General features: G+C 66.3%; 20 protein-coding genes. 10 read left to right on the forward strand and 10 right to left on the reverse strand.

Annotation, left to right across the window (positions count from 1 at the left end; all coding sequences use genetic code 11):
- Nucleotides 1-90: 90 nt before the first annotated feature.
- The 9 genes from AC6CIE_RS13220 to AC6CIE_RS13260 all read right to left on the reverse strand — a co-directional run bounded on the left by AC6CIE_RS13220 (nt 91) and on the right by AC6CIE_RS13260 (nt 8,519).
- Complete coding sequence (locus tag AC6CIE_RS13220; RefSeq protein ID WP_062838418.1) at nt 91-765, reverse strand: amino acid ABC transporter permease; 675 nt, start codon at nt 763-765, stop codon at nt 91-93.
- A 112-nt stretch (nt 766-877) separates the two neighbouring features.
- Nucleotides 878-1,555, reverse strand: a complete 678-nt coding sequence (locus AC6CIE_RS13225; protein WP_234015831.1) for an amino acid ABC transporter permease — start codon at nt 1,553-1,555, stop codon at nt 878-880.
- 20 nt (nt 1,556-1,575) lie between these two features.
- Entirely contained in the window at nt 1,576-2,322 is a 747-nt protein-coding gene (locus AC6CIE_RS13230; protein WP_255596245.1) for an amino acid ABC transporter ATP-binding protein, read from the reverse strand.
- 73 nt (nt 2,323-2,395) lie between these two features.
- A complete protein-coding gene (locus AC6CIE_RS13235; RefSeq protein ID WP_279975642.1) occupies nt 2,396-3,250 on the reverse strand; it encodes a transporter substrate-binding domain-containing protein in 855 nt (284 codons plus the stop codon).
- A 10-nt stretch (nt 3,251-3,260) separates the two neighbouring features.
- Nucleotides 3,261-4,208 carry an N-carbamoyl-D-amino-acid hydrolase gene (locus tag AC6CIE_RS13240; protein WP_498092370.1) on the reverse strand — a complete coding sequence of 316 codons (948 nt, stop codon included), beginning with the start codon at nt 4,206-4,208 and terminating at the stop codon, nt 3,261-3,263.
- A 22-nt stretch (nt 4,209-4,230) separates the two neighbouring features.
- Nucleotides 4,231-5,709, reverse strand: a complete 1,479-nt coding sequence (gene hydA, locus AC6CIE_RS13245) for a dihydropyrimidinase (RefSeq protein ID WP_498092372.1) — start codon at nt 5,707-5,709, stop codon at nt 4,231-4,233.
- 28 nt (nt 5,710-5,737) lie between these two features.
- The gene (locus tag AC6CIE_RS13250) at nt 5,738-6,517 is read right to left on the reverse strand and encodes an SDR family oxidoreductase (protein WP_175138737.1); all 780 of its coding nucleotides are present in this window, start codon (nt 6,515-6,517) and stop codon (nt 5,738-5,740) included.
- A 13-nt stretch (nt 6,518-6,530) separates the two neighbouring features.
- Nucleotides 6,531-7,457, reverse strand: coding sequence for a dihydrodipicolinate synthase family protein (locus AC6CIE_RS13255; protein ID WP_498092374.1), 927 nt, complete (start codon nt 7,455-7,457; stop codon nt 6,531-6,533).
- A gap of 120 nt (nt 7,458-7,577) precedes the next feature.
- Nucleotides 7,578-8,519, reverse strand: coding sequence for a LysR substrate-binding domain-containing protein (locus AC6CIE_RS13260; RefSeq protein ID WP_175125722.1), 942 nt, complete (start codon nt 8,517-8,519; stop codon nt 7,578-7,580).
- Between the two features lie 174 nt (nt 8,520-8,693).
- Between AC6CIE_RS13260 and AC6CIE_RS13265 the strand changes: the two genes are divergently transcribed.
- The 3 genes from AC6CIE_RS13265 (at nt 8,694) to hrpA (ending at nt 14,880) form a co-directional block, all read left to right on the forward strand.
- The gene (locus AC6CIE_RS13265) at nt 8,694-9,374 is read left to right on the forward strand and encodes an aspartate/glutamate racemase family protein (protein ID WP_218345060.1); all 681 of its coding nucleotides are present in this window, start codon (nt 8,694-8,696) and stop codon (nt 9,372-9,374) included.
- Between the two features lie 7 nt (nt 9,375-9,381).
- Entirely contained in the window at nt 9,382-10,791 is a 1,410-nt protein-coding gene (locus AC6CIE_RS13270) for an FAD-binding oxidoreductase (RefSeq protein ID WP_367351724.1), read from the forward strand.
- 84 nt (nt 10,792-10,875) lie between these two features.
- Nucleotides 10,876-14,880 (forward strand): ATP-dependent RNA helicase HrpA, encoded by a 4,005-nt coding sequence (hrpA, locus tag AC6CIE_RS13275; protein WP_498092377.1) that lies wholly within the window; start codon nt 10,876-10,878, stop codon nt 14,878-14,880.
- A gap of 67 nt (nt 14,881-14,947) precedes the next feature.
- Here hrpA and lpxO read toward each other — a convergent pair whose 3' ends face one another.
- Nucleotides 14,948-15,847: a lipid A hydroxylase LpxO gene (gene lpxO, locus AC6CIE_RS13280; RefSeq protein WP_175125717.1), complete on the reverse strand. Its 900-nt coding sequence runs from the start codon at nt 15,845-15,847 to the stop codon at nt 14,948-14,950.
- A 150-nt stretch (nt 15,848-15,997) separates the two neighbouring features.
- On the opposite strand from lpxO, the gene dnaE reads away from it, so the two are divergent.
- From dnaE to AC6CIE_RS13315, 7 genes are read left to right on the forward strand one after another with little or no spacing between them, the layout of a single operon-like run.
- Nucleotides 15,998-19,489 (forward strand): DNA polymerase III subunit alpha, encoded by a 3,492-nt coding sequence (gene dnaE, locus AC6CIE_RS13285; RefSeq protein ID WP_498092379.1) that lies wholly within the window; start codon nt 15,998-16,000, stop codon nt 19,487-19,489.
- Entirely contained in the window at nt 19,489-20,592 is a 1,104-nt protein-coding gene (locus AC6CIE_RS13290) for a glycosyltransferase family 4 protein (RefSeq protein WP_175138732.1), read from the forward strand. The genes dnaE and AC6CIE_RS13290 overlap by 1 nt, the downstream gene beginning before the upstream one ends.
- Nucleotides 20,589-21,437, forward strand: coding sequence for a polysaccharide deacetylase family protein (locus AC6CIE_RS13295; protein WP_175125711.1), 849 nt, complete (start codon nt 20,589-20,591; stop codon nt 21,435-21,437). Before AC6CIE_RS13290 ends, AC6CIE_RS13295 begins: the two co-directional genes overlap by 4 nt.
- The gene (locus AC6CIE_RS13300; protein WP_498092381.1) at nt 21,434-22,186 is read left to right on the forward strand and encodes a glycosyltransferase family 2 protein; all 753 of its coding nucleotides are present in this window, start codon (nt 21,434-21,436) and stop codon (nt 22,184-22,186) included. The genes AC6CIE_RS13295 and AC6CIE_RS13300 overlap by 4 nt, the downstream gene beginning before the upstream one ends.
- Complete coding sequence (locus AC6CIE_RS13305) at nt 22,183-23,298, forward strand: glycosyltransferase (protein ID WP_175138730.1); 1,116 nt, start codon at nt 22,183-22,185, stop codon at nt 23,296-23,298. The genes AC6CIE_RS13300 and AC6CIE_RS13305 overlap by 4 nt, the downstream gene beginning before the upstream one ends.
- An 18-nt stretch (nt 23,299-23,316) precedes the next feature.
- A complete protein-coding gene (locus AC6CIE_RS13310; RefSeq protein ID WP_498092383.1) occupies nt 23,317-24,042 on the forward strand; it encodes a polysaccharide deacetylase family protein in 726 nt (241 codons plus the stop codon).
- Nucleotides 24,017-25,165 (forward strand): glycosyltransferase family 4 protein, encoded by a 1,149-nt coding sequence (locus AC6CIE_RS13315; protein ID WP_498092385.1) that lies wholly within the window; start codon nt 24,017-24,019, stop codon nt 25,163-25,165. The genes AC6CIE_RS13310 and AC6CIE_RS13315 overlap by 26 nt, the downstream gene beginning before the upstream one ends.
- Nucleotides 25,166-25,172 lie beyond the last annotated feature (7 nt).

Raw genomic sequence — 25,172 nt, forward strand, 5'->3', positions numbered from 1 at the left:
CACGCATTGTTGCGGGCGCCCCACAGGAAGTTCCAGGGGCGAGCCGGGGCCGCCGCACTGGCCGCCGCGCTGGCCGCCGCGCTAAAAGGGTCAATGCCGGGAAAGCTGCCGGTGTTCCAGCCGGCTGAGCAGCCGCACCACCGGCCACAGCAGCGCCAGGTAGAATAGCGCCGCCAGCACGATGGGCGACGGGTTGTAGACCAGCGACTGGGCGTCGCGCGCCACCCGCAGCAGTTCCGGTAGCGCCACGGCGCTGGCCAGCGTGGTCAGCTTGACCACTTCGAGCGTGTTGCTGATGAGATCCGGCATGACGTTGCGCGTGGCCTGCGGAATCTGCACGTGCCACATCGTCTGCCAGGCGGACAGGCCGGTTGAGCGCGCCGCCTCGATCTGCCCGCGCGGCACGCTTTCCAGCCCGGCACGGAAGACCTCGCCGTAATAGGACGAATTGTTCAGCATGAAGCCCACGGCCACCGCCAGCAGCTTGGGCAGGTCCAGGCCCAGGAACGGCGCCCCGAAGTAAATGAAGATCAGCAGCACCAGCGGCGGCAATGCGCGGAAGAAGTCGATGTAGATGGCCAGCAGCACGCGCGACCAGCGGGCTTTCAGCGTGACGGACAGCACGCCGATGAGCAGTCCCGAGGCCAGTCCCACCGGGATCACCATGGCCGACAGCATCAGCGTGCGCCCCAGCCCCTGCAAGAGGTACGGCGCGACGCTGACATAGATGTTCAGATTGAAGAAATTCTGCAGGATTTCGTCCATGCGGTTCCCCTGGGGCCCGTTCGGGGCTCCCTTGTTGTGCCGGGCGGGTGCGATCGGCCTTGCTTCCCGCCCGATATGTATTCGTAAAGATGCGTCCGGTCAGTGCTTCCCGTCAGTGTTTCCACTTGAAGCGCGTTTCAGTCCAGCGCCCCAGAATCACGACCGGCAAAAAGATCAGCAGGCACGCCACCGCAGCCAAGGTCAGCGGCGTGGCGTTGCCCGCGTTGCTGCTGGCCGATTGGGCGTTGTTGAGCACTTCGCTCAAACCCACGACCGAACCCAGCGCGGTGCTCTTCGTAATGGCGATGACCCGGTTGGTCAGCGGCGCGACCGTCAGCCGCATCGCCTGCGGCATCACGACATACACCATGCTCTGCAGCCAGTTCAGCCCGGTGGAGCGCGCCGCCTCGGCCTGGCCGCGCGGCACGGACAGAATGCCTGCCCAGAAGATTTCCTCGGCGAACGCGGCCAATACCAGCGACAGTGACAGCCAACACGCCATGAACGCCGACATCGACAGGTTGATGTACGGGAATGCGAAGAACAACACCATGATCACCACCAGCGGCGGCAGCGCGCGCAGGATGTCGGCAAAGCAGATGATCAGGAAGTTCACCGGCCGGATACGCAGCGCACGCACCACGGCTAGCACCAGGCCAAGCGCCACGCCGGTCGCGGCAACCGCCACGCCCAATTGCAGCGTGACCCACATGCCGGCCAGGATGTCGGGCAGGTAGCGCCAGGCGACCTCAGCGTTGAAAAACGAGAACAGCAGGGCATTCAGATCCATGGAGCGCTCTTCAAACCGCATTACGCGGCATGTTCCGCCATGCTGGCCAGAAAGGCCTGGGTGCGGGGTTGTCGGGGGGCGCCAAAGACGTCCTGCGGCGGGCCTTGCTCGACGATCACCCCGCCGTCCATGAACACCACCCGGTCGGCCGCCGCGCGGGCAAAGCCCATTTCGTGGCTGACCACCATCATCGTCATGCCGTCGCGCTTCAGTTCTCGCATCACGTTCAGCACGCTGCCCACCAGCTCCGGATCCAGCGCGCTGGTCGGCTCGTCGAACAGCACCACTTTGGGCCGCAGCGCCAGCGACCGCGCGATCCCCACTCGCTGCTGCTGGCCGCCGGACAACTGGTCGGGATAGGCGCTCGCCTTGTCGGCCAGTCCCACACGATCCAGCGCCTCCAAGCCGCGGCGGTCGGCTTCGGCGCGCGCCAGTTTCTGCACCTTGCGCAGCGCCAGCGTGATGTTCGACAGCACGGACATGTGGCGGTACAGGTTGAAGTGCTGGAACACCATGCCGATGTTCTGGCGGATGCGGTTCAACTCGGCCGACGGGGCGGTGATCTCCTCGCCGTCGACGTGGATGCTGCCGGCGGTCGGCTCCTCCAGCCGGTTGCAGCAGCGCAGGAGGCTGCTCTTGCCCGAGCCGGAAGGGCCGATCATGAAGACCAGCTCGCCGCGGCTCACGTCCAGGTCGATTCCCTTGAGGACCGCGTTGTCGCCATAGGACTTGTGCAGCCCGGCGATTTTCAGGATCGGCGTTTCCATCGAAAGCTCCTCAATGCGCGGGCAGGGGCCGCGTGGCGGCTCCTTACCCAGTCGTTGGCGGTGCGTCGGAAAATCAGCTGCAGCGCAGCTCGACCGGCTGGGCGTCGTAGCCCGGCAGATCCGGGACGCCCTGACCCGGCGTCACGGTGGCCGCCGCCGAACCGGCTGCGGGCGTGAAGCCGAACCACTTCTGCGCCAGCTTGGAGACCGTGCCGTCCTGCTTCAGGCACTTGAGCGCCATGGACACGCGGTCGCGGCCCGCCTTGTCGTCCAGCCGGAACGCCAGCGCCCAGACCAGGCCCGTCTTGATCGTGTAGCTGGTGCGCACGGCCGGATTCTGCTTGGCGGCCCAGGCCGCCACGGTGTTGCCCGCCAGGTTGGCGTCCGCGCGGCCGGCCTGCACTGCCTGCACCGCGTCGGCGTTGGAGGCGTACACGTCATAGGTGAAGCCGTACTTGGCTGCGTTGTCGCGCGCCCAGTTCTCGTAGGCCGACCCCTTGTTGACCGCCAGCTTCCTGCCCTTAAGATCATCCAGGCCCTTGATGTCCTTGCCGTTCTTGCCGATCACGAAGGTGTAGTCGGTGTTGAGGTACCCCTCGGAAAACAGCAGGGCGCGGGCGCGTTCCTCGGTGGCCGTGGTGGGCGCCAGCACGAAGTCGTATTTCTTGGCGTTCAGGCCCGGGATCAGCGCGGCGTACTCGGTGCCTTCGATCTTGATGGTGGTGCCCAGCTGCTTGGCGATGGCTTGGCCCAGTTCGATGTTGAAGCCGTCCAACCCGCCGCCTAGCTTGGGCATGGCGTGGGGGGCAAACGTGGCGTCCACGCCGGTCGTCAGCGGCTGGGCGGCCGCGGCCAGGCTGGCGCCGGCCAGGCACAGCGTGAGGCCGCAACGGCCGGCAAAAGTCAGGGTGCGGAGAAGGCGGGTCATGACAGGTCCTTTAGGGAAGAGGCGTCTTGCCCAGGGCGGGACCGGCCCCCACGCGCTCGAGAATCAAGCCGTAGTGTTCCGGACGCCGGTGGGCGGCGAAGTTGAAGATGTGCTGCTTGAAGGTGTCTCCCAGCGCCAGATCGGCCTGGCAGAAAATCACCTCGTCCTCCTCCCCCTGCGCCTGCGCCACGATCTCGCCCGTGGGCGCGACGATGGCCGATCCGGCGATCAGGTGGCTGCCGTCCTCGTTGCCGGCCTTGCCTGCGGCGGCCACCCAGACCGCGTTCTGGTACGCGGCCGCCTGCAGGCTGAGCAGGTGGTGGAACATGCGCAAATGGACCGGTTCGTTCCAGTGGATGTTCAATGACGGCGTGTTGTATCCCAGCGCCACGATCTCGGCGCCCTGCAGCGCCAGCACGCGCCAGGTCTCCGTCCAGCGGCGGTCGTTGCACAGGCACATGCCGATGCGCGTGCCCAGCGTTTCCCAGACGTTGAAGCCGTCGTTGCCGACTTCAAAGAACTTCTTTTCCAGGTGCTGGAACGGCGCCTCGGGCTTGTGGTCGCTGTGGCCCGGAAGATGGATCTTGCGGTAGCGCCCGACGATGCGCGCGTTGGCGTCGACCAGGATGCTGGTGTTGAAGCGCCGGCCGTCCGAGGCGATCTCGGCGTAGCCCAGGTAAAAGCCGATGCCCAGCTCCCGCGCGGTGTCGAACAGCACGCGGGTCTCGGGGCCGGGCATTTCCTTTTCGAAGTAGCGCGCCGTCGCTTCTTCTTCCGTCATCCAGTAACGGGGAAAGAAGGTGGTCAGCGCCAATTCCGGAAACACCACCAGGCGCGCGCCGCGTCCATGCGCCTCGCGCATCATCGCGAGCAGGCGCGCCACCGCCTGCCGGCGCGTCTCCTGCGGTTGCACCGGACCCATCTGCGCGACCGCCAGGCCGAAGGGACGTTTGCTCATGCTGTGATCCTTTCGCAATGACTCAGGCGGCGCTATCGGCCGAAAAATACTTGCGCACCAGCGCGTTGGGATTGCCGGTCAGGCGCTGGCGCAATACGGGCTCGGGCGTGCCGCGCTTGATGAAGCGGCCGCTGCCGCGTTCGACATGCAGCTGGCCGTTCTCAATAGCGATGCGGCCGCGGCTGATGACCACCTCGGGCCAGCCGCGCACCGTTCGGCCCTCGTAGGGCGTGTAGCCGACGTTGTCGTGCAGCATGGACGCGGAGATCGTGACCTCCCGTTCCGGATTCCAGATCGCGATGTCGGCGTCCGCGCCCACCGCGATAGTTCCCTTCTGCGGGTACAGGCCATACGTGCGGGCATGATTGGCGGCGGTCAGCGCGACGAAGCGTTCAATCGAAATGCGTCTGCCCAGCACGCCTTCGGAGAAGAGCAGCGGCATGCGCACTTCCAGTCCCGGCACGCCGTTGGCCACGTCCTTGAACGTGGTGGCGTCGCCCTTGGGCAGCTTGCCGCTGGCGTCGAAGCGGTAGGGCGCGTGGTCGGAGGAATAGATCTGCAGGGTGCCGTCGATCAGGCCCTGCCAGACGGCTTCCTGCGAGGCCGCATCGCGCGGGGGCGGGCTGCAGCAGAACTTGGCGCCTTCCAGGCCGGGCGCGTCGATGTCATCGGCCGTCAGGAACAGGTACTGCGGGCAGCTTTCAGCGTGAATCGGCAGCCCCAGCGCTTGCGACGAATGCACCACGCGCACTGCTTCGAGCCCCGCGACGTGAACGATCAGGATGGGCACGTCCATCATGCGGGCCAGCGTCACGGCACGATTCGTTGCCTCGCTTTCGGCCAGCGGCGTGTGCGCCACGGCGTGGTACTTCGGCGCCGTCATGCCGCGTTCGGCCAGGCGGCGGGCCACCCAGCGGATCATGTCGTTGTTTTCGGCATGCACCATCACCAGCGCGCCTTCACGGTCGGCGACCTCCAGCACGTCCAGCAACTGGTAATCGTCCAGTTTCAGGCGGTCGTACGTCATGAACACCTTGAAGGACGTTATGCCGTTCTTGATGAGTTCGGGCAGGTCGTGCTTGAGCGCCTGTTCCGTGGGGTCGGACAGGATCAGATGAAAGCCGTAGTCGATGACCGCCTTCTCTTCGGCGCGGCGGGCGTAGTCGGCCACCACTTCCGGCAACGCGTTGCCGCGGTGCTGGGCGGCGAACGGAATGATGGTGGTGGTGCCGCCGAATGCGGCCGAGACGGTCGCGCTGTAGAAGTCATCGGCGCACATGATGCCCATGCCCGACAGCTGCTCGACGTGGCAGTGGCTGTCGATGCCGCCCGGCAGCACCCACCGCCCCGCGGCGTCGATGTCCCGGGCGCCCGGCGGCAGGCCCTGTCCCAGTGCGACGATCACGCCGTCGCGCACGCCGATGTCGGCGTGGAAAGTGTCGTTGGCGGTGCTGATGCGGCCGTTGCGGATCGTCAGGTCAAATGCTGCGGTATCGGTCATGGGTAAGGGGTTCCGCGCAAGTAATGGGTCAGAGCGTTCCGGGATAGATGCCGCCGTCCAGCACCAGGTTCTGGCCTGTCATGTAGCCGGCGCGCGCGCCGCACAGGAAGGCGCAGGCGTCGCCGAATTCGGCGGGGTCGCCATAGCGTCCGGCAGGAATGCCCGCCAGCCGGGCGGCCAGCACGTCGTCCACCGTCTTGCCGCTGTCGCGCGCACCGCGTTCGGCGGTCTGGCGCAGGCGATCCGTCAGGAACGGGCCGGGCAGCAGGTTGTTGATCGTGACGCCATGTCGTACCGTCTGACGCGCCAGTCCCGCCACAAAGCCGGTCAGCCCGGCCCGCGCGCCGTTGGACAGGCCCAGGATATCGATCGGCATCTTCACGGCGGCGGACGTGATGTTGACGATGCGGCCAAAGCGGCGCGCGATCATGCCGTCCACCGTGGCGCGGATCAGTGCAATGGGCGTCAGCATGTTGGCGTCCAGCGCGGCAATCCAGTCTTCGCGCGACCACTCGCGAAAGTCCCCAGGCTTCGGCCCGCCCGCGTTGGTGACCAGGATGTCGGGTTCGGGGCAGGCCGCCAGCAGCGCCTGCCTGCCGGCCTCGGTGGTGACGTCGGCCGCCACCGTGACAACCGACGCGCCGGTCTCGCGTCGGATCGCGTCCGCCGCGGCGTCCAGCGTGGTCGTGGTTCGCGCGGCCATCACCAGATTCACGCCTTCGCGCGCCAGAGATAGTGCGCAGGCGTAGCCCAGGCCTTTGCTCGATGCGCACACCAGCGCGTGCTTGCCCTTGATTCCGAGGTCCATGCGTTTGCTCCTTTCAACCCTGCACGGGTTGGCGGCCGGTGACGCCCAGCGACAGCCCGACGCGCGCGACGGTCGCCTCCAGTTCGGCGGCGGTCACCGGATCGATCCGCATCCCGGGCGCGCGCAGCGCGTGGCTCTTGATGGCGCCGCGGCGCTGATAGACGTACTTGCGCAACGCCAGCCCGATCTTGGGCTGGAACTCGTAGCGGATCAGCGGGCAGTAGCGATCGAAGATCGCGGCAGCCCCGGCGTGGTCGCCACTGGCGTAGCGTTCGTAGATGGCGACCAGGATCTCCGGGAACGCAAAGCCGGTCATCGTGCCGACCGCGCCGCGCTGCAGCTCTTCCAGGAAGTACACGCCGCCCAAGCCGCCGAAGATGGCCATGTCGGCGTCGGGCACGAGTTCGCGGATGCGGCTGATCTTCTGCCCCACCGGCGGCTCTTCCATCTTGATCATGTGCACGCCGCCTTCGCGGCCCAGTCGCGCGACCACCTCGGGGCGGATCTCGGTGCCGAAGGAATCCGGAAAGTCGTGGATCACGACCGGAATCTTCACGGCGTCGGCCACGGCCTTGTAGTAGTCGAACAGCAGGGCATCGCTGGCGTTGTCCAGGGGCGCCGCGAACACGGCCGATGCGCCCAGCTCCTGCGCTTCGCGGGCCTGCTCGATGGCGCCGGCGATGCCATGGGCTCGCACGCCAACCCACACCGGCACGCGGCCGTTCGTGTGCTTGACGAAGGTGTCCAGCACCAGCCGGCGCTCGTCGTTGGACAGCTTGTGCAACTCGCCCAGAAAGCCCAGGATGGCCAGCCCGGTCACGCCGGTTTCAAGCAGGAAGTCGACCAGCGTGCGGATGCTGTCGGCATCGACCCGCAGGGCGTCGTCAAAGGGCGTGGGGCAAATGGTGAAGACGCCTTTGGCGTCGATGGAGGCTGCCATCTTTTCTCCGTCAGGATGCGTGAAAACCGAAATCGGAAGCGACGTTTCGATGTCATCCTAAAGCGGAAGTTTTAGAACTCCACTTGCTTTTTTATTGCCTTGGTATAACAGCGAGTTAAGTCAAGGTTTACCCTTGGCAGGGTTTGCCTGGACGTTTGCGGACAGCTCGAAACCCTGTTCGCAAAGCGTGTGGCGCAGCACGTCGACAAAGGCCTGCGCAAGCTGCGACAACGGTTCGAAGCGCGACTGCACCAGGCTTGCCGTCAGGATTTTTGCCTGGTCGATCGGGCGCACCACAAAGTCGCCTTGCGTGCGGCTCTTGACGGAGAATTCATCGACGATGGCGATGCCCGCACCGGCCTGCACCAGCGAGCACGCGTTCTGCGGCGAACTCACTTCCACCGCCAGCCGGCGGGCCTGTCCCGCCTCGTGGTACATCTGCTCGACCAGCATGCCGAACGGCGTGTCGCCGCCGTACGAAATCAGCGGGTAGGGCAACAGGTCGCCGATGGATAGCAGCGAGCGATGGGCAAGCGGATGGTTGTACGGGCAGATGCAGACCAGCCGTGCCTGGCCGATCGGCTGGGTCAGCAGATTCGGGTGCTGCACGGGCAGGATCACCACGCCCAGTTCGGCGCGGTTGTCGAGCAGCATCTGCGTCAGGGGCTGCTGCGTCAGCGGCTGAAAGGTGACCTTGACGTCGGGGTGCGTTTCGCGAAAGCGGGAGATGGTCAGGGGCACGAGCATGTGGCCGATGCTGGGGCTCGACACCAGATGCAGGATGCCGCTGCGGCGCTCGGACAATTCCGAAGCCAGTTCTTCCACGCGCCGCACGCCGGCATAGACCGTTTCCACTTCGCGAAAGAGCTGCCGGGATTCGGGCGTGGGATACAGCCGGCCCTTGATGCGCTCGAACAGCGCGAAGCCCAGCCGCTGTTCCGTGTGCGACAGCAACCGGCTGACCGCAGGCTGCGACACGAACAGCAGCTTGGCCGCCCCGCTGATCGAACCCGTGGTCATCACCGCCCGGAAAACTTCGATTTGCCGCAGATTCAGTTGCATGGCGCACCCGCTCCGAATTGACGCGACGAGCATAACAAAGGGTTAAGGGCAGCGCACAAATTGACAATACATGCTCAGGCCGCCCGCAGATAGACTGGCGCCGTACCTTGCCCCCGCCCGCGTCAGCGTGGCCCGGGCCCCGCCACCACCAGGACGGACGACCAGGACGGACGAATGGAACAGACCCTGTTTGTGATCAATCCCAATTCCACGCAAGCCGTGACGGACGCATTCGACGCGGCGCTGGAGCCGCTGCGCATGGCCGGCGGTCCGCGCATCCAATGCCTGACGCTGGCCGAAGGACCTGCGGGCGTCCAGACGCAGCTCGACGTCGAAAGCGTGACGTTGCCGCTCGCCGCGCTGGTGCGCAAGCTCGATGCGGAGCACGGCGCGGCCGCCGCAGGCTACGTCATCGCCTGCTTCAGCGATCCTGGCCTGCACGCGGTGCGCGAAACCACGCGCAAGCCCGTGCTGGGCATCAGCGAATGCGGCATGCTGACCGCGCTGACGCTGGGCCAGCGCGTCGGTGTGATTGCGATCCTGCGCCAATCGCTGCCGCGCCACGGACGCATGTTCGGCGCGATCGGCCTGTCGGGCCGCGTGGCGGCCGAGCTGCCGCTGGATCTGGGCGTGGTCGAACTGTCGGACGAGGCGCGTACCCGCGAGCGCCTTTTGCACGTGGGCGCGCGGTTGCGCGACGAGCATCAGGCCGACGTGCTGGTGCTGGGCTGCGCCGGCATGGCCGCGTATCGCGGCTGGCTGCAGGCCGAGCTGGGCCTGCCCGTCGTCGAGCCGACACAGGCTGCCGCGGCGATGGCGATCGGCCGCATCCGGCTGAACTGGCACGGCGCCTGAGGCCACCATGCGCAACCACGAACTGATCGAACGGCTGTCGCATCTGGTCGGCGACAACGGGCTGGTGCTGGACGCCGAGGGGCAGGGGCCCTACGTGCGCGACTGGCTGGGCAAGTGGCAGGGCAGCACGCCAGTGGTGGTGCGGCCACGCAACGCCACCGAGGTGTCGGCCGTCATGCGTCTATGCCATCAGACGCGCACGCCGGTGGTGCCGCAGGGCGGCAATACCGGAATGAGCGGGGGCGCCACGCCCGACGGCAGCGGCGCGCAGGTGATCCTGAGCTTGAACCGTATGAAACGCATCCGCGAGGTCGATCCGGTCAACAACACGCTGTGTGCGGACGCAGGCGTGCTGCTGGCCGACGTGCAGGCTGCCGCGCGCGAGGTCGGGCGGTTTTTCCCGCTGAGTCTGGGCGCGGAGGGCAGCTGCACCATCGGCGGCAATCTGGCCACCAATGCCGGCGGCACCGCGGTGCTGCGCTACGGCAACACGCGCGACCTGGCGCTGGGGCTGGAGGTGGTGCTGCCCGACGGCCGCGTCTGGAATGGCCTGCGCGGCCTGCGCAAGGACAACACCGGCTACGACCTCAAGAGTCTCTTCATCGGCTCGGAGGGCACGCTGGGCATCATCACCGGCGCGGTGCTCAAGCTGTACCCTGCGCCGGCGGGCCGCGTGGCGGCGTGGGTGGGGGCGGATACGCCCGCGCAAATCGTGGCGTTATTGAGCCGCATGCAGGGCGTCTGCGGCGAACGGCTGACCGCGTTCGAAATGATGTCGGCGCATTGCCTGGATCTGGTGGTGGCGCACGTCAGCGGCGCGGCCAGTCCGCTGGCCGCCCGCCATGCCTATCACGCGCTTCTGGAACTGTCGGACACCGAGCCCGCCGGCCTGCCCTCCTTGCTGGAAGCGGCGCTCGGCGCGGCGCTCGAGGACGGCGTCATCCAGGACTGCGTCGTCGCAATGAACGACACGCAGGTCCAGACGCTGTGGCGGCTGCGAGAAGGCATCTCGCAGGCGCAGGTGCGCGCGGGCAAGGCGGTCAAGCACGACATCGCGCTGCCCATCTCGCGCCTGGCCGCATTCGTCGAGGAAGCGGATCTGGCGCTGGTGTCGGATTTTCCGGGACTGCCCATCATCAACTTTGGCCACATCGGCGACGGCAACCTGCACTACAACGTGCTGCTGCCGCCGGACGTGGCGCCCGCCGAGTACGCCCGGCTGACCGCGGCGCTGAACCGCCGCGTGCACGACCTGGTGGCGCAGCGCGGCGGCAGCATCAGCGCCGAACACGGCGTGGGCCAATTGCGGCGCGACGAGCTGCGCCGCTACAAGTCGCCGGTTGAAATGGACCTGATGCTGATGATCAAGCGGGCGCTAGATCCCAATCAGCTCATGAATCCCGGCAAGCTGCTGTAGGAGCCCCGCGCGCGGGCAGCCAGGGGCCGCGCGCGCGAACTCCGCCAGAAATTTATAATGGCGGGCTAATCGGATAAATCCTACATGCCTGAATCCTCCAGCCCGCGGGCGCCGAAGAAGCCGGCGCCGCGCGCCACTGACCGGGAGCAGACCCCGGAAGACGCCCGGCAAAGTGCTCAGCCGGACCCTCGGCAAGCCGCCCGGCAAGCCCCCCGGGCCCGTCCCGAAGGCCGCCCCGCCGCGCCCCGTCCCGAACGGCCCATCCCGGCCGTCACCTACCCCGAAGACCTGCCCGTCAGCGCACGGCGGCAGGAGATCGCGCGCGCCATCGCCGGCCATCAGGTCGTGATCGTCAGCGGCGAAACCGGCTCGGGCAAGACCACGCAGCTTCCGAAGATCTGCCTGGAACTGGGCCGTGGCCGCCAGAAGATGATCGGCCACACGCAGCCGCGCCGCTTGGCGGCGACCTCGGTGGCCAAGCGCATCGCCGAGGAACTGAACACGCCCATGGGCGAAGTCGTCGGCTATCAGGTGCGGTTCAACGACCGCACCGGGCCCAACGCGTCCATCAAGCTGATGACGGACGGCATCCTGCTGGCCGAGTCGCAGCGCGATCCGCTGCTGCGCCGCTACGACACGATCATCATCGACGAAGCGCACGAACGCAGTCTGAACATCGACTTCCTGCTGGGCTACCTCAAGCAGCTCTTGCCGCGGCGTCCGGACCTCAAGCTCATCATCACGTCGGCCACCATCGACGCCGAGCGCTTCGCCAGGCACTTTGCCGCGTCGGAAGACAAGCCCGCGCCGGTCATCGAAGTCTCGGGGCGCCTGTATCCCGTGGAAGTGCGCTACCGGCCCGTGCGCGAAGAGCCCGCCGCCGACGACAACGCGCCGGCGCCCAACAAGGCCGGGCGCGACCGCGAGCGCATGTCGGGCGACGAAGAGCGCGACCTGATCGACGCCATCGTCGATGCGGTTGACGAATGCGCGCGGCATGGTCCGGGCGACGTGCTGGTGTTCCTGCCTGGCGAACGCGAAATCCGCGAATCGGCCGAAGCGCTGCGCAAGCGGCACCCGGCCGGCACCGAAGTCCTGCCGCTGTTCGCGCGCCTGTCGCAGGCCGAGCAGGAACAGATCTTCCGCCCGCGCGGCAACGCGCGCCGCATCGTGCTGGCCACCAACGTGGCGGAAACCTCGCTGACGGTGCCCGGCATCCGCTTCGTGGTCGACAGCGGCCTGGCCCGCATCAAGCGCTATTCGTGGCGCAACAAGGTCGAACAGCTGCGCATCGAGCCCATCAGCCGCGCCTCGGCCAACCAGCGCGCCGGCCGTTGCGGCCGGGTGGGGCCGGGCGTCTGCATCCGGCTCTACGACGAGCTGGATTTCAACAACCGCGCGGCCTTCACCGATCCCGAAGTGCTGCGCTCGTCGCTGGCGTCGGTCATCCTGCGGATGAAGTCGCTCAAGCTCGACGACATCGAACAATTCCCCTTCGTCGAGGCGCCGCCGGGACGGGCGGTGGCCGATGGCTACCACCTGCTGCAGGAACTGGGCGCCATTGAACTGGCGTCGGCGTCCGACGACGACACGGACGACGGGCGAACAGGCGCGTCTTTTGTCCTGACCCGCACCGGCGATGAACTGGCCAAGCTGCCCGTGGACCCGCGCATCGGCCGGATGATCCTGGCCGCGCGAGAACACCAGTGCCTGGCCGAAATGCTGATCATCGCCTCGGCGCTGTCCGTGCAGGATCCGCGTGATCGCCCCATGCAGGAGCGCGAGGCCGCCGAGGCCGCGCACGCCAAGTTCGGCGACGACAAGTCCGAGTTCATTTCTTTCCTGAAACTGTGGCGCTGGTATGGCGAGCAGGTGCAGCACAAGGCATCGCAGCGCAAGCTGGTGGGCCTGTTGCGGCAGAACTTCCTGTCGCCCATCCGCCTGCGCGAGTGGCACGACGTGCACACGCAGCTGTCGGCGCTGGTGGGCGAGCAGGGCTGGCGCGTCAATCAGTCCGAAGCCACGTACGAACAGCTGCACATGGCGCTGTTGTCGGGCCTTTTGGGCAACATCGGTTTCAAGAGCGACGAAGGCGGCAGCTACCAGGGCGCGCGCGAAATCCGCTTCCACATCCATCCGGGCTCGCGCCTGGTGAAAAAGGCCGGCCGCTGGATCATGGCGGCCGAACTGGTCGAGACCACGCGCCTGTACGCGCGCTGCGTGGCGCGCATCGACCCGGTGTGGCTCGAAAAGGTCGGCGCGCACCTGATCCGCAAGAACTGGTCGGACCCGCGCTGGGAAAAGAAGGCCGGGCAGGTCGTGGCCAACGAGCGGGCCACGCTTTACGGCCTGGCCATCTACACCGGCCGTCGCATTCATTACGGCCGCGTGAATCCCACCCATGCGCGCGAACTCTTCATCCGCCAGGCGCTGGTGCCCGGCGAGATCGACACGCGCCTGCCGTTCGTCGCGCACAACCGCAAGCTCATCGCGGGTATCGAAAAGCTTGAGCACCAGACGCGGCGGCCGGACATCCTGGTCGATGACGAGCTGATCTACGCGTTCTACGACCGGCAGCTTCCCGCCGACATTTCGCAGACCGCATCGCTGGAAAAGTGGGTGAGCGGCCTGGACAAGGCGGCCGCCGCCAAGCTGATGCTGACGCGCGACGAGCTGATGCGGCACGAGGCGGCCGGCGTCACGACCGATGTCTTTCCCAAGAAGGTGGAATGGCAGGGCGTGTCGATGGCGCTGGACTATCACTTCGAACCCGGCTCGCCGCGCGACGGCGTCACGCTGTCGGTGCCGCTGTTCGCGCTGAACCAGATCGATCCCGCGCGCTGCGAGTGGCTGGTGCCCGGCATGCTGAAGGAAAAGGTGCATCTGCTGCTCAAGTCGCTGCCGCAGAAGCTGCGCCGCCACTGCGTGCCGCTGCCCGACTACGCCGCGGGCTTCTACGACCGCTGGTTCGAGCGCCTGGCCGACCCGCAGACGGGGCTGGTGGATGCCATCATCGCCGACATGTGGGACCAGGTGCAGATCCGCCCGGCGGTGGGGGACTTCAAGCTGGAAACCCTGCCGGCGCATCTGTTCATGAACTTCCGCGTCGTGGACGAGCACGGCCGCATGCTGGCCGCCGGCCGCAATCTGGCGCAACTGCGCGCCGAATTCGGCAAGCAGGCTCAAGCCACCTTCCAGCAACTGGCGGCCAGCGACACGCAGGTCGCGCAGGCGCTGGCGCACGAAAACCTGACCTCCTGGTCGTTCGGGCCCTTGCCCGAGATCATGGAGATCAAGCGGCGCGGCCAGTCCGTCATCGGCTATCCGGCCCTGGTGGACCGAGGGGCGCATTGCGACCTGGACGTGTTCGACGATCCCGACGAGGCGCGCAAGCACCATCGCGCGGGCCTCTTGAAACTCTTCCGGCTGGGCCTGCGCGAGCAGGTCAAGTTCCTCGAAAAGAACCTTACCGACCTCACCAGGATCAGCATGCTGTACATGACGCTGGGCACGCAGGAAGAGCTGCGCGACCAGATCATCGACTGCGCGCTGGGGCAGGCGTGTCTTGCCGAGCCCTGGCCGGTGAACGAGCAGCAGTTCGAAGCCCGCCGCGCCGAGGGCAAGGGCCGCTTGGGTCTGCTGGCCCAGGAGGTCGCGCGGCTGGCCGGCGCGGTGCTGACGGAATATGCGGCGCTTCAACGCAAGCTGCCGCAGGCCAAGCCCCACGCGGCTGCGTACGCGGATCTGCAGCAGCAACTCGGTGCGTTGATGCCCAAGTGGTTCATCCGCGACACGCCGTACGCGCAGTTGTCGCACTTTCCGCGCTACCTGAAGGCGGCGGTTGCACGCATCGACAAGCTGCGCGCCGACCCGGCGCGGGACGCGAAGCTGGTGTCGGAAATGGCGCCGCTGGTCACGCAATACCAGCGTGCCCGCGCGGCGCTGAAAGGCGCGGCCGATCCCCGCCTGGACGAGTTCCGGTGGCTGCTCGAGGAATTGCGCGTCGCGCTCTTCGCCCAGGAGCTGCGCACGCCGATGCCGGTGTCGGTCAAGCGGCTGATGAAAAGCTGGGAATCGTTGCAACGCTAAGCGCTAGCTGACGCCGCATGCAAAACGGGCCGCAAATCGCTTTGCGGCCCGTTCTTTTGCGGCGTCTTTACAGCGCCAGGAACCCGACGATCACCAACGCGATCAGCCCGTACTTCGTGGCCTTGTACGCCGTGCGGTTCCACTTCTTGAACGCCTTGCGCTTCTGGTCGATCACCCAGTGCGCGTGCGTCAGCTTGTTGATGGCCCCCGTCTGGTCGCCGCCGTCGTTGGGCGAGCTGGCCGCCGACATGACTTTGCGGCCGAACCAGCGGTTGAAGGCCTCGGCCCAGCGCCACTTCAGCGGCCGCTCGACGTCGCAGAACAGAATGATCCGGTTCTCGCCCGTCTTGTTGTAGGCCTCGTGGACGTAGGTCTCGTCGAACACCACGCTTTCGCCATCGCGCCAGCTGTAGTGCTCGCCATCAACGATGATGTGGCAGCCGTCGTCGTTGGGCGTGACCAGTCCCAGGTGATAGCGCAGCGACCCGGCAAACGGATCACGGTGCGGATTGAGCTGGCCGCCCGGCGGCAGCTCGGCAAACATGGCGGCCTTGACCTTGGGCAGGCCCTTCAGGATGGCGACCGTCTTGGGGCAGAGTTCCTCGGCCGAGGGGTGGCGGGCGTCGTACCACTTCAGGTAGAACCGCTTCCAGCCATACTTGAAGAACGAGTTGAAACCGATGTCGTTGTGGGTGTCGGCCGCCTTGATCCGGCGAAGCTCGGCCATCTGCATGGCCTCTTCGCGGATCGTCTCCCAGTTGTCGTCCAGCACTTTCAGTTCGGCGATTTCGCTGGTCGTCAGGTACGGCGTCGTGGGCACGCGGGACGTCAGCACCATGAACGCGTTGATCGGCGCCAGCAGCACCGAATGGTCCAGGAATTGCCGTCCCAGGGGCAGTTTGACGCGGCCTCGGAAGTGCGCGAACAGGATGGCGGCCAGCCAGATCCCAGGTATTAACCATTTCATAGGTATGTCTCGTCGTGCGACGGGGTAGTGCGGTATGGGCGGTATTGTCCCACAAGCCTCCCGGGCGGATCCCGTCAGGGCGGGATGCAACTGGCGGATTCTGATGCAAGGATTGTTCTAGGGCGGTCGGCCGCTGGGTACAATTCCGCCATGTCCGAAGCCGTAACGACCCCGACCCCATTTGTTCACCTGCGCGTCCACTCCGAGTTCTCGGTCGTGGACGGTACGGTGCGTATCCCCGACCTCATCAAGCGCGTGGCCAAGCTGGGCCAGCCCGCCGTCGCCCTGACCGATCTGTCCAACCTGTTCGGACTGATCAAATTCTATAAGGGTGCACGCGGCGCGGGGGTCAAGCCCATCGCAGGCTGCGACGTCTGGATTTCCAACGACGAAGATCCGACGAAGCCCTTCCGCCTGCTGTTGCTCGTGCGCAACCACCAGGGTTACCTGAATCTGTGCGAACTGCTGTCCAAGGCGTTCCTGACGAACCAGGGCAAAGGCCGGGCCGAAATCCGCCGCGAATGGCTCCAAGGACAGGCTGGTCTCATCGCCCTGTCTGGCGGGCGCGCCGGCGACGTCGGGCAGGCGCTCGAGGCCGGCAACGCGGTGTCGGCGCTGGCCCTGGCGCGCCAGTGGGCGCTGATGTTCCCGGGCAGCTACTACGTCGAATTGCAGCGCGCCGGCATGGACGGCGACGAAGGCTACTGCCAGGCCGCCATGCGGCTGGCCTCGGAAGCCGGGCTGCCGGTGGTCGCCACCCATCCCGTGCAGTTCCTCGACGAATTCGAATTCCAGGCGCACGAGGCGCGCGTCTGCATCGCCGAAGGTGAAATCCTGGCCAACCCGCGCCGCGTGCGTCGGTTCTCGAAAGAGCAGTATCTGCTCAGCTCCGAGGAAATGGCGCGCCGCTTCGCCGACGTGCCGTCGGCGCTGGCCAACACGGTCGAAATCGCCAAGCGTTGCAACCTGAGCCTGGTGCTGGGCAAGCCGCGCCTGCCCAATTTCCCCACGCCCGACGGCGTGACGCTGGACGATTATCTGGTCCAGCTCTCCGAAGAGGGCCTCGAAAAGCGCATGGAGTTCCTGTTCCCGGACGTCGCCGAGCGCGAGTCCAAGCGCGAGCAGTACTACGAGCGGCTGCGCTGGGAGTGCAAGACCATCATCCAGATGGGCTTTCCCGGCTACTTCCTGATCGTTCAGGACTTCATCAACTGGGGCAAGAACAACGGAGTGCCGGTCGGCCCGGGCCGGGGCTCGGGCGCCGGTTCGCTGGTGGCCTACGCGCTGGGCATCACGGACCTCGACCCCATCCGCTATGACCTGCTGTTCGAGCGCTTCCTGAATCCCGAGCGGGTCTCCATGCCCGACTTCGATATCGACTTCTGCCAGGACAACCGCGAACGGGTCATCGACTACGTCAAGGAAAAATACGGCCGCGCCGCCGTCAGCCAGATCGCCACGTTCGGCACGCTGGGCGCCAAGGCCGTGGTGCGCGACGCCGGCCGTGTGCTGGACATGCCCTATATGTTCTGCGACGGCCTGTCCAAGCTGATCCCGTTCAATCCGATGGATCCGTGGACGCTGGAGCGCACGCTCAAGGACGAGCCCGCCTTCAAGGACCGCTACGAGCAGGAAGAAGAAGTCCGCGCGCTGGTCGACCTGGCCAAGCCGCTCGAAGGCCTGACCCGCAACATCGGCATGCACGCGGGCGGGGTGCTGATCGCGCCCGGCAAGCTCACCGACTTCTGCCCGCTGTATTGCCAGCCGGGCCAGGAAAACAGCGCGGTCTCGCAGTTCGACAAGGACGACGTCGAGGCGGCCGGCCTGGTGAAGTTCGACTTCCTGGGCCTGCGCAACCTGACCATCCTGGACTGGGCCGTGCGCTACGTGCGCCAGTTCAACGCCGAAAAGCGCGACTTCGACGTCATGGCGCTGTCGCTGGACGATCCGGCGGCCTACAAGATCCTGTGCGACGCGAACACCACCGCGGTGTTCCAGCTTGAATCGCGCGGCATGAAAGAGCTGCTCAAGAAGCTGCGGCCCAATACGTTCGAAGACATCATCGCCATGCTGGCCCTGTATCGTCCGGGGCCGCTGGAATCGGGCATGGTGGACGACTTCGTGAACCGCAAGCACGGGCGCGCGGCGGTCGATTATTTCCACCCGGACCTGGAAGCCACCCTCAAGAGCACCTACGGGGTCATCGTCTACCAGGAACAGGTGATGCTGATCTCCCAGATCATCGGGGGCTATTCGCTGGGCGGCGCCGACCTGCTGCGCCGGGCCATGGGCAAGAAAAAGCCCGAGGAAATGGCCAAGCACCGCGAACTGTTCGAACAGGGCGCCAAGGAAAAGGGCCACGATCCGGATCTGGCGGTCAAGCTCTTCGACCTGATGGAGAAGTTCGCGGGCTACGGCTTCAACAAGTCGCACTCGGCCGCGTACGCGCTGATCTCGTACCAGACCGCCTGGCTGAAGGCCTACCACCCGACCGAGTTCCTGGCCGCCACCATGTCTTCGGACATGGACGACACCGACAAGGTCCAGATCTTCTGCCGCGACGCCCAGGACAACGGCGTCGAGGTGCTGCCGCCCGACGTCAACCATTCTGGCTACCGGTTCGAACCCGTCGCTGACAAGCACACCGAAAAAGGCAAGCCGCCGCGCACCATGCGTTACGGCCTGGGCGCCGTCAAGGGCACCGGGCAGGGCGCCGTCGAGGACATCCTGCGTGCGCGCAAGGAAGGCGGCCCGTTCCTGAACCTGTTCGACTTCTGCCGCCGCGTCAGCAAGCAGGCCGTCAACCGCCGCACCATCGAGGCCCTGATCAAGGCCGGCGCGTTCGACACCATCGAGCCGAACCGCGCCGCGATGCTGGCCTCCGTGCCTACCGCCATGGAAGCGGCCGAGCAGGCCGCGCGCAGCGCCAACCAGGCCTCGCTTTTTGGCGACGACAGCGGCGACGTGGTCGCGGGCGAACTCGCCAAGGTCGCGCCGTGGGATCTGCACAAGAAACTGACCGAAGAAAAATCCGCGCTGGGCTATTACTACAGCGGCCACCTGTTCGATGCGTGGCGCGACGAAGTGCGCCGCATCGTGCCGATGCAGCTGGCCCGCATGGAGCCGCAGCGCGACCTGCAATGGATGTGCGGCGTGCTGGCCAGCGTGCGCGTCATGATGACCCGCCGCGGCAAGATGGTCTTTGCCGTGCTGGACGACGGCACGGCGCAGGTGGAAATCTCGGTCTTCAACGAACTCTTTGAAAAGCACCGCAATCGCCTGCGCGAAGACCAGCTCGTCATCGTGCAGGGCAAGGTCAGCAACGACGACTATTCCGGCGGCATGCGCATCGTTGCCGAGCAGCTCTATGACCTGCAGCTCGCGCGCGAAGCCCGCGCCAAGTCGCTGCGCGTCAAGCTCAACGGCAGCGCCGACGCGGCCCGTCTGCGCCAGATGCTCAACCCGTTCCGCGCCGAACCCGAGAACGGCATTCCAGGCGTGCCGGTCGACATCGTCTACACCAAGAACAATTTCCTGTGCACGGTCAGGCTAGGCGAAGAATGGCGCGTGCGCATGGCCGACACGCTGCTCGCCAACCTGAACGCCTGGACCAAACCGGACGGCGTGGAGGTTACGTACTGATGTCTTCAAGTCTACGTATCGTGCATTCGGAAGCCGCCACCGCCTTTGGTGGACAGGAAGGACGAATTTTCAAGGAAATGCATGCCATGCGGGCGCGCGGGCATCATGTCGAAGCGATCTGCCAGCCGCGCGCGCAACTGACTGAGCGTCTGCGGGATGCCGGTTTCACCGTGCATGCCGTCGATATGAAGGGGACGGTGGCCTATTTGAAGGGCGTCCCCGCCGTCCGCCAGATCCTGAAGGCGGGGCGCTTTGACGTGCTCAATACGCACAGCCGGCGCGACACGGTCATCGCCGCCCTGGCCGGGCGCATGGCAGGTACGCCCCTCATCGTGCGCACCCGCCACCTGTCCAACGTGGTCGGCTCGATGTGGTCTTACACCATCCTGCCGCACCGCGTCACCGCCGTCAGCGACCATGTGCGCGAATACCTGATCAGCCGCGGCGTCCCGGCCGAGAAGATCGCGACCGTGTATTCGCCCATCGTGCTGCCCGCGCCCGTCGAGCACTCCACCTTGCGTGACGAACTCGGCCTGGCCGACGACGACATCGTCGTGGGCTGTGTGGCCGTCATGCGCGCCACCAAGGGCCACAAGGACCTGATCGACGCCATGGCGCCGCTGATGGCCGTGCGTCCGAAGCTGCACCTGGTGTTCGTGGGCGCCGGTTCGCCGGTCTTCGAGCAGACGCAGGCGTACATTGCTCAGCGCGGCCTGCAAGACCGGATCCACCTGATGGGCACGCGGCGCGACGTCCCCAACCTGCTGGCGGGATTCGACCTCTTCGCGCTGGCCACCCAACAGGAAGCCTCCGGTACGGTCTATGTCGAGGCGCAGGCGAGCGGGCTGCCGGTCGTCGGCACGAACGTCGGCGGCGTATCCGAGATGTTCCGGGACGGCGTGACGGGCTTTCTGGTCCCGCCCAAGAACTCGCTCGCCTTGACCACCGCACTCGAGCGCCTGATCGACGACCCGGCCCTACGCCGCACCATGGGCGAGGCCGGCCGCAAGATGGTCTGGGAAGAGGGCGTGTTTTCTCCCGCGCGCCTTGCGGAAACCACGGAGGCGATCTATACGCGCTGGCTGGCGGAGCGCCGCAAATGAACGCGCCCAACGTTCCGGTGCTGATGTACCACCACATCACGCCGGCGGGTGGCATGATCGCCGCGACGCCCGACGTCTTCGAAACGCAGATCGCGCGCCTGGCGCGCGCCGGCTACCAGTCGCTCACCACCGCGCAGTTCGCCGCCTACCTGGCCGGCGGCAGCGTGCCCGAACGCTCTGTGCTCATCACCTTTGACGATGGCTACCTGAACAATTGGGTGCACGCGCATCCCGTCCTGGCCCGCCATGGCATGCGCGCGGTGCTGTTCACCATCACCGGCTGGATCGGCGACGGCCCCGTGCGGCCGCATGCGGGGCAGGGCGGCGCGTTGCCCCCGACCCCCGATCACCACGCCTGCAAGGAACTCGTGGCGTCGGGCCGCGCCGACGAGGCGATGCTGCGCTGGAGCGAAATCGAGGCCATGCAGGCCGCCGGCACCTTCGAGTTCCATTCCCATACCAACACGCACACCCGCTGGGACAAGGTCTGTGGCGCGGATGTGGCCGCCAAGCGCGAACGCATCGCGCAGGATCTGCACGATTCGCGCGACACCCTGATCCGCCGGCTTGGCGGCGTGAGCGATCACCTGTGCTGGCCGCAGGGTTATTTCGACGCCGACTACGTGGCCGCCGCGCGGCAGGCCGGTTTCCGGCACTTGTACACTACCGACCCTTTCGGCCAGAACCTGCCCGGCACGGATCCCGGCCATATCTATCGCTTCGCGGTGCGCAATCTGGGCGGGTCCTGGCTGAACCGCCGGATCTGGCTGTCGCGCGACCCGTTCTGGGGACCGCGCTATCACGCCTGGAAGGCCTGGAAAAAGCGTCTTAGGAATCGCGGATGAAGCTATCAGTCATCATCATCACCAAGAACGAAGCGGCAAATATTGCCGCCTGCCTGAAGTCCGTGTCGTTCGCCGACGAGTTCATCGTCGTGGATTCGGGCAGCACCGACGGCACCGTGGAACTGGCGCGGGCGCTTGGGGCCCGCGTTGAAGTCACCGCCGACTGGCCCGGTTTCGGTCCGCAAAAGAACCGCGCGCTGGATCTGGCGACGGGCGACTGGGTGCTGTCGATCGACGCGGACGAGCGCGTCACCCCCGAGTTGGCGCAGGAAATCCAGGACGTGCTGCGCGCGCCCCGCGCCGACGCCTACGAGATCGCGCGCCTGTCCAATTTCTGCGGCCGCGACATCCGCCACAGCGGCTGGTGGCCCGACTACGTGCTGCGCCTCTTCAAGCGCGGCACGGCGCGCTTCACCGACGCCGCCGTCCACGAGCGGGTGGTGCCAGCCAACGGCCGGCCCCTGCAGATGCGCGGCTACTTCAACCACTATCCGTACGACAACCTGGACGCGCTGATCAACAAGGTCAACCGTTACTCGTCCGACGCCGCGGCCATGATGTATGCCAAGGGCAAGCGCACCTCGGTCTTCGGGGCGCTGGGCCACGGCTTCTGGACCTTCGTGCGCATCTACCTGATCCGGCGCGGTTTCCTGGATGGCCGCCACGGACTCGTGCTGGCCGTCACCGCGGCGGCGGGCAGCTTCTTCCGCTACTCGAAGCTGATGTTCCTGGCAGAAAACAAAAAGTGAAGATCCTCTACACGAACTTCCACGCCGGCAACGGCGGGGGGCACGTCACCTACATCATCAACCTGGCCAAGGCGCTGGCCCGCGATCACGACATCACCGTGGCGGTGCCCGGCACCAGCCGTCTGTACCGCTACGCCAAGGCCATCCCCGGGGTGACGGTGGTGGACATGCGCTACACGACCCGCCCGTCGTCCTGGTTCAAGGACCGCGCCCGGCTGCAGCGCCTGATCGCCGAGGGTCGGTTCGACATCATCCACGCCAACGGCTCGGCCGACCACAAGCAGGTCATGCTGGCCACGCTGGGCATGCGGCGCCGTCCGCGCATCGTGTTCACCAAGCACAACGATCACCCGCTTTCCAGTTTTGGACACAAGCTGCGGGTGGCGCTGGCGACGGATCACGGCATCGCCGTCAGCGACTACATCCGCGGCATGATGGAGCACTCGCCGTACCGCAAGCGCCCCATCACCACCATCCGGCACGGCATCGATACCAATTTCTTCGCGCCGCCGCCGCCCGAAAGCCTGGACAAGCTGCGCGAACTCTTCTTCGGTCCGGATTGGCAAGGCAAGCTGCTGCTGGGCAGCGCCGGGGGCACCGACTACGACAAAGGCTGGCTGGACCTGGTGGCCGCCGCGGCCGCGCTGCCGCCGGCCGACAAGGCACGCATCTTGCTGATGGTGGCGGGCGATCCGCCCACCGAGGCCAAGCTTGCGCGGGTGCGCGAGCTCGGCATGATCGATCAGGTCAAGTTTCCGGGGCTGCTCGACGACGTGCGCGCGGCGCTGGCGTCCTGCCATGCGGGCTTCGTCCTTTCTTACCGCGAGGCGCTGTCGTTTGCCTGCCGCGAGATCATGGGATTGGGCCTGCCGGCGCTCGTCAGCGATGCCGGCGGCCTGCCGGAGAACGTAACGGACGGCGTGGACGGCTGGATCGTGCGGGCGCGCGACGTGCCCGCCATGACCGCCAAGCTCCGCTTCATGCTGGACAATCCGGAAGTCGTCCGACAGATGGGCAGCAAGGCGCGTGAAACAAGTTTGCGCGACTTCAACCTGGAGCGTTTCGCGCAGGCTACGGTGGATGTGTATCAGCGTACGCTTGGCGGACACTGACCCATATAATGTCGAGCTATGTCTATTCCAATCCTTATGTATCACCAGATCGGCGATCCCAACCCCAAGGGCACGCCGTTTCGCGGATTGACGGTACATCCTGATAGCTTTGCTCGGCAGATGCGCTGGATGCGCCGGCTCGGTTACCGCGGGCTGTCCATGCGCGAAGTCATGCCGTATGTCCGTGGCGAGCGCCAGGGCAAGGTATTCGGCATCACATTCGACGACGGTTTTCGCAACGTGCATCACAACGCGATGCCGGTATTGAGCGAATTGGGGTTCACCGCCACCAACTATTTCGTGGCTCGGCAGTTCGACGGCGGCAACGTGTGGGACCTCCAGAAGGGCATCCCGTTTTCGCCGCTGATGACCGTGCAGGAAATGCGGGAATGGGCGCAGGCGGGCAACGAAGTCGGTTCGCATACGCTTGACCACGTCCATCTTCCCGAGCTCTCGCCCGAAGAAGCGCGGCGCCAGATCGTCGAGTCCAAGGACGAGCTCGAACAGGCGCTCGGTGCGCCGGTCACCGCGTTCTGTTATCCGTACGGCGACCACGGCCCGGAGCACCAGGCCATGGCGCGCGAGGCTGGATACGACAATGCCACGCTCACCAAGCGCGGCCTGGCGGCGGCGTCCGACGATCCCTTCGGTCTGCCGCGGGTGACGGTGGCGCGCTCCACCAACATCATCCGTTTTCTCCAGAAATGCCTCACCCGGTATGAAGACAGCCGCCGGCGCCCATAATCGGCGGCTTCGCATTGCGCTGTTGGTGGACCGCTTCGGCAATCGTTTCGGAGGCGCAGAGGCGTATGGCGTCGAGCTGATGCGTGTGCTGGGCCAGCGGCACGACGTCACCGTGGTCGCCCGGGATTTCGACAGCGATCTGCCATTCGATTTCTTGCCCGTGCGGTTTCCCGCCTGGCTCCCAAGCTGGACCCGGGTGCTGTATTTTGCCTGGCGCGCTGACCGTCTCACGCGCGGCCGCTTCGACATCGTGCATTCGCACATGAACGGCTGGGCGGGCGAGATCCAGGTCATGCACGTGACGCCGGTCCGCTACAACCACGTCACCCGGGTCAAGCCGCTGCAGCGCCTGACCGCCTGGCTCAGTCCGCGCCTTGCCACCTATCTGACGCTGGAATGGCTGCGCGTGCGCAAGACCCCCCGGCGCCGCGTGGTCGCGGTGTCCGGCCTCATCATGGACCAGCTCCACCGCAGCTACGGCGAGCAGCTTCCCGTGGACATCATCGCTCCGGGCGTCAAACTGCCGGCCCCGGATGGCAACGACGCCCGCGCCGCCCTGCGGGCGCGGCTGGGCTGGGATGCCGACACGATCGGCTGTCTGCTGGTGGCGCGCAATCCGCTGCGCAAAGGCCTGCCGGCGCTGCTGGATGCGCTGGCGCTGCTGCCACCCCAATACAAGCTGCTGGTCGTAGGCGCCGACGGACCCACGCGCGATCGAGTCCGCGCCGCGGGCGACGTCGCCTCCCGTGTCACCTTGATCGATCCTACGTCGGACGTCGGCCAGTATTTCAACGCAGCCGACATCTACGCCCATCCGACGCTGAACGACAGCTACGGCATGGCGCCGCTGGAAGCCATGTCGCATGGCCTGCCGGTCATTGTCAGCTCCCCGGTCTATTGCGGATTCGCGCAGTATCTGGCTGCGGGCACTGACGCACTCATCCTGTCGGACCCGCGTGATGGCGCCCAGCTGGCGCAGGCGCTGGAAAGCCTGGGGGCGAACCCCGAGCTGCGCGCAGCGCTCACGACGCGCGGCCTGGAAATCGCCCGGGACCAAAGCTGGGAGACCGTAGCGTCGCGCTTCGAGGCGCTGTACGAACAGGTGCTGCTTGAGCGCAACTGAAAAAAAA

It is taken from the genome of Achromobacter sp. GQ309, from assembly GCF_059759315.1.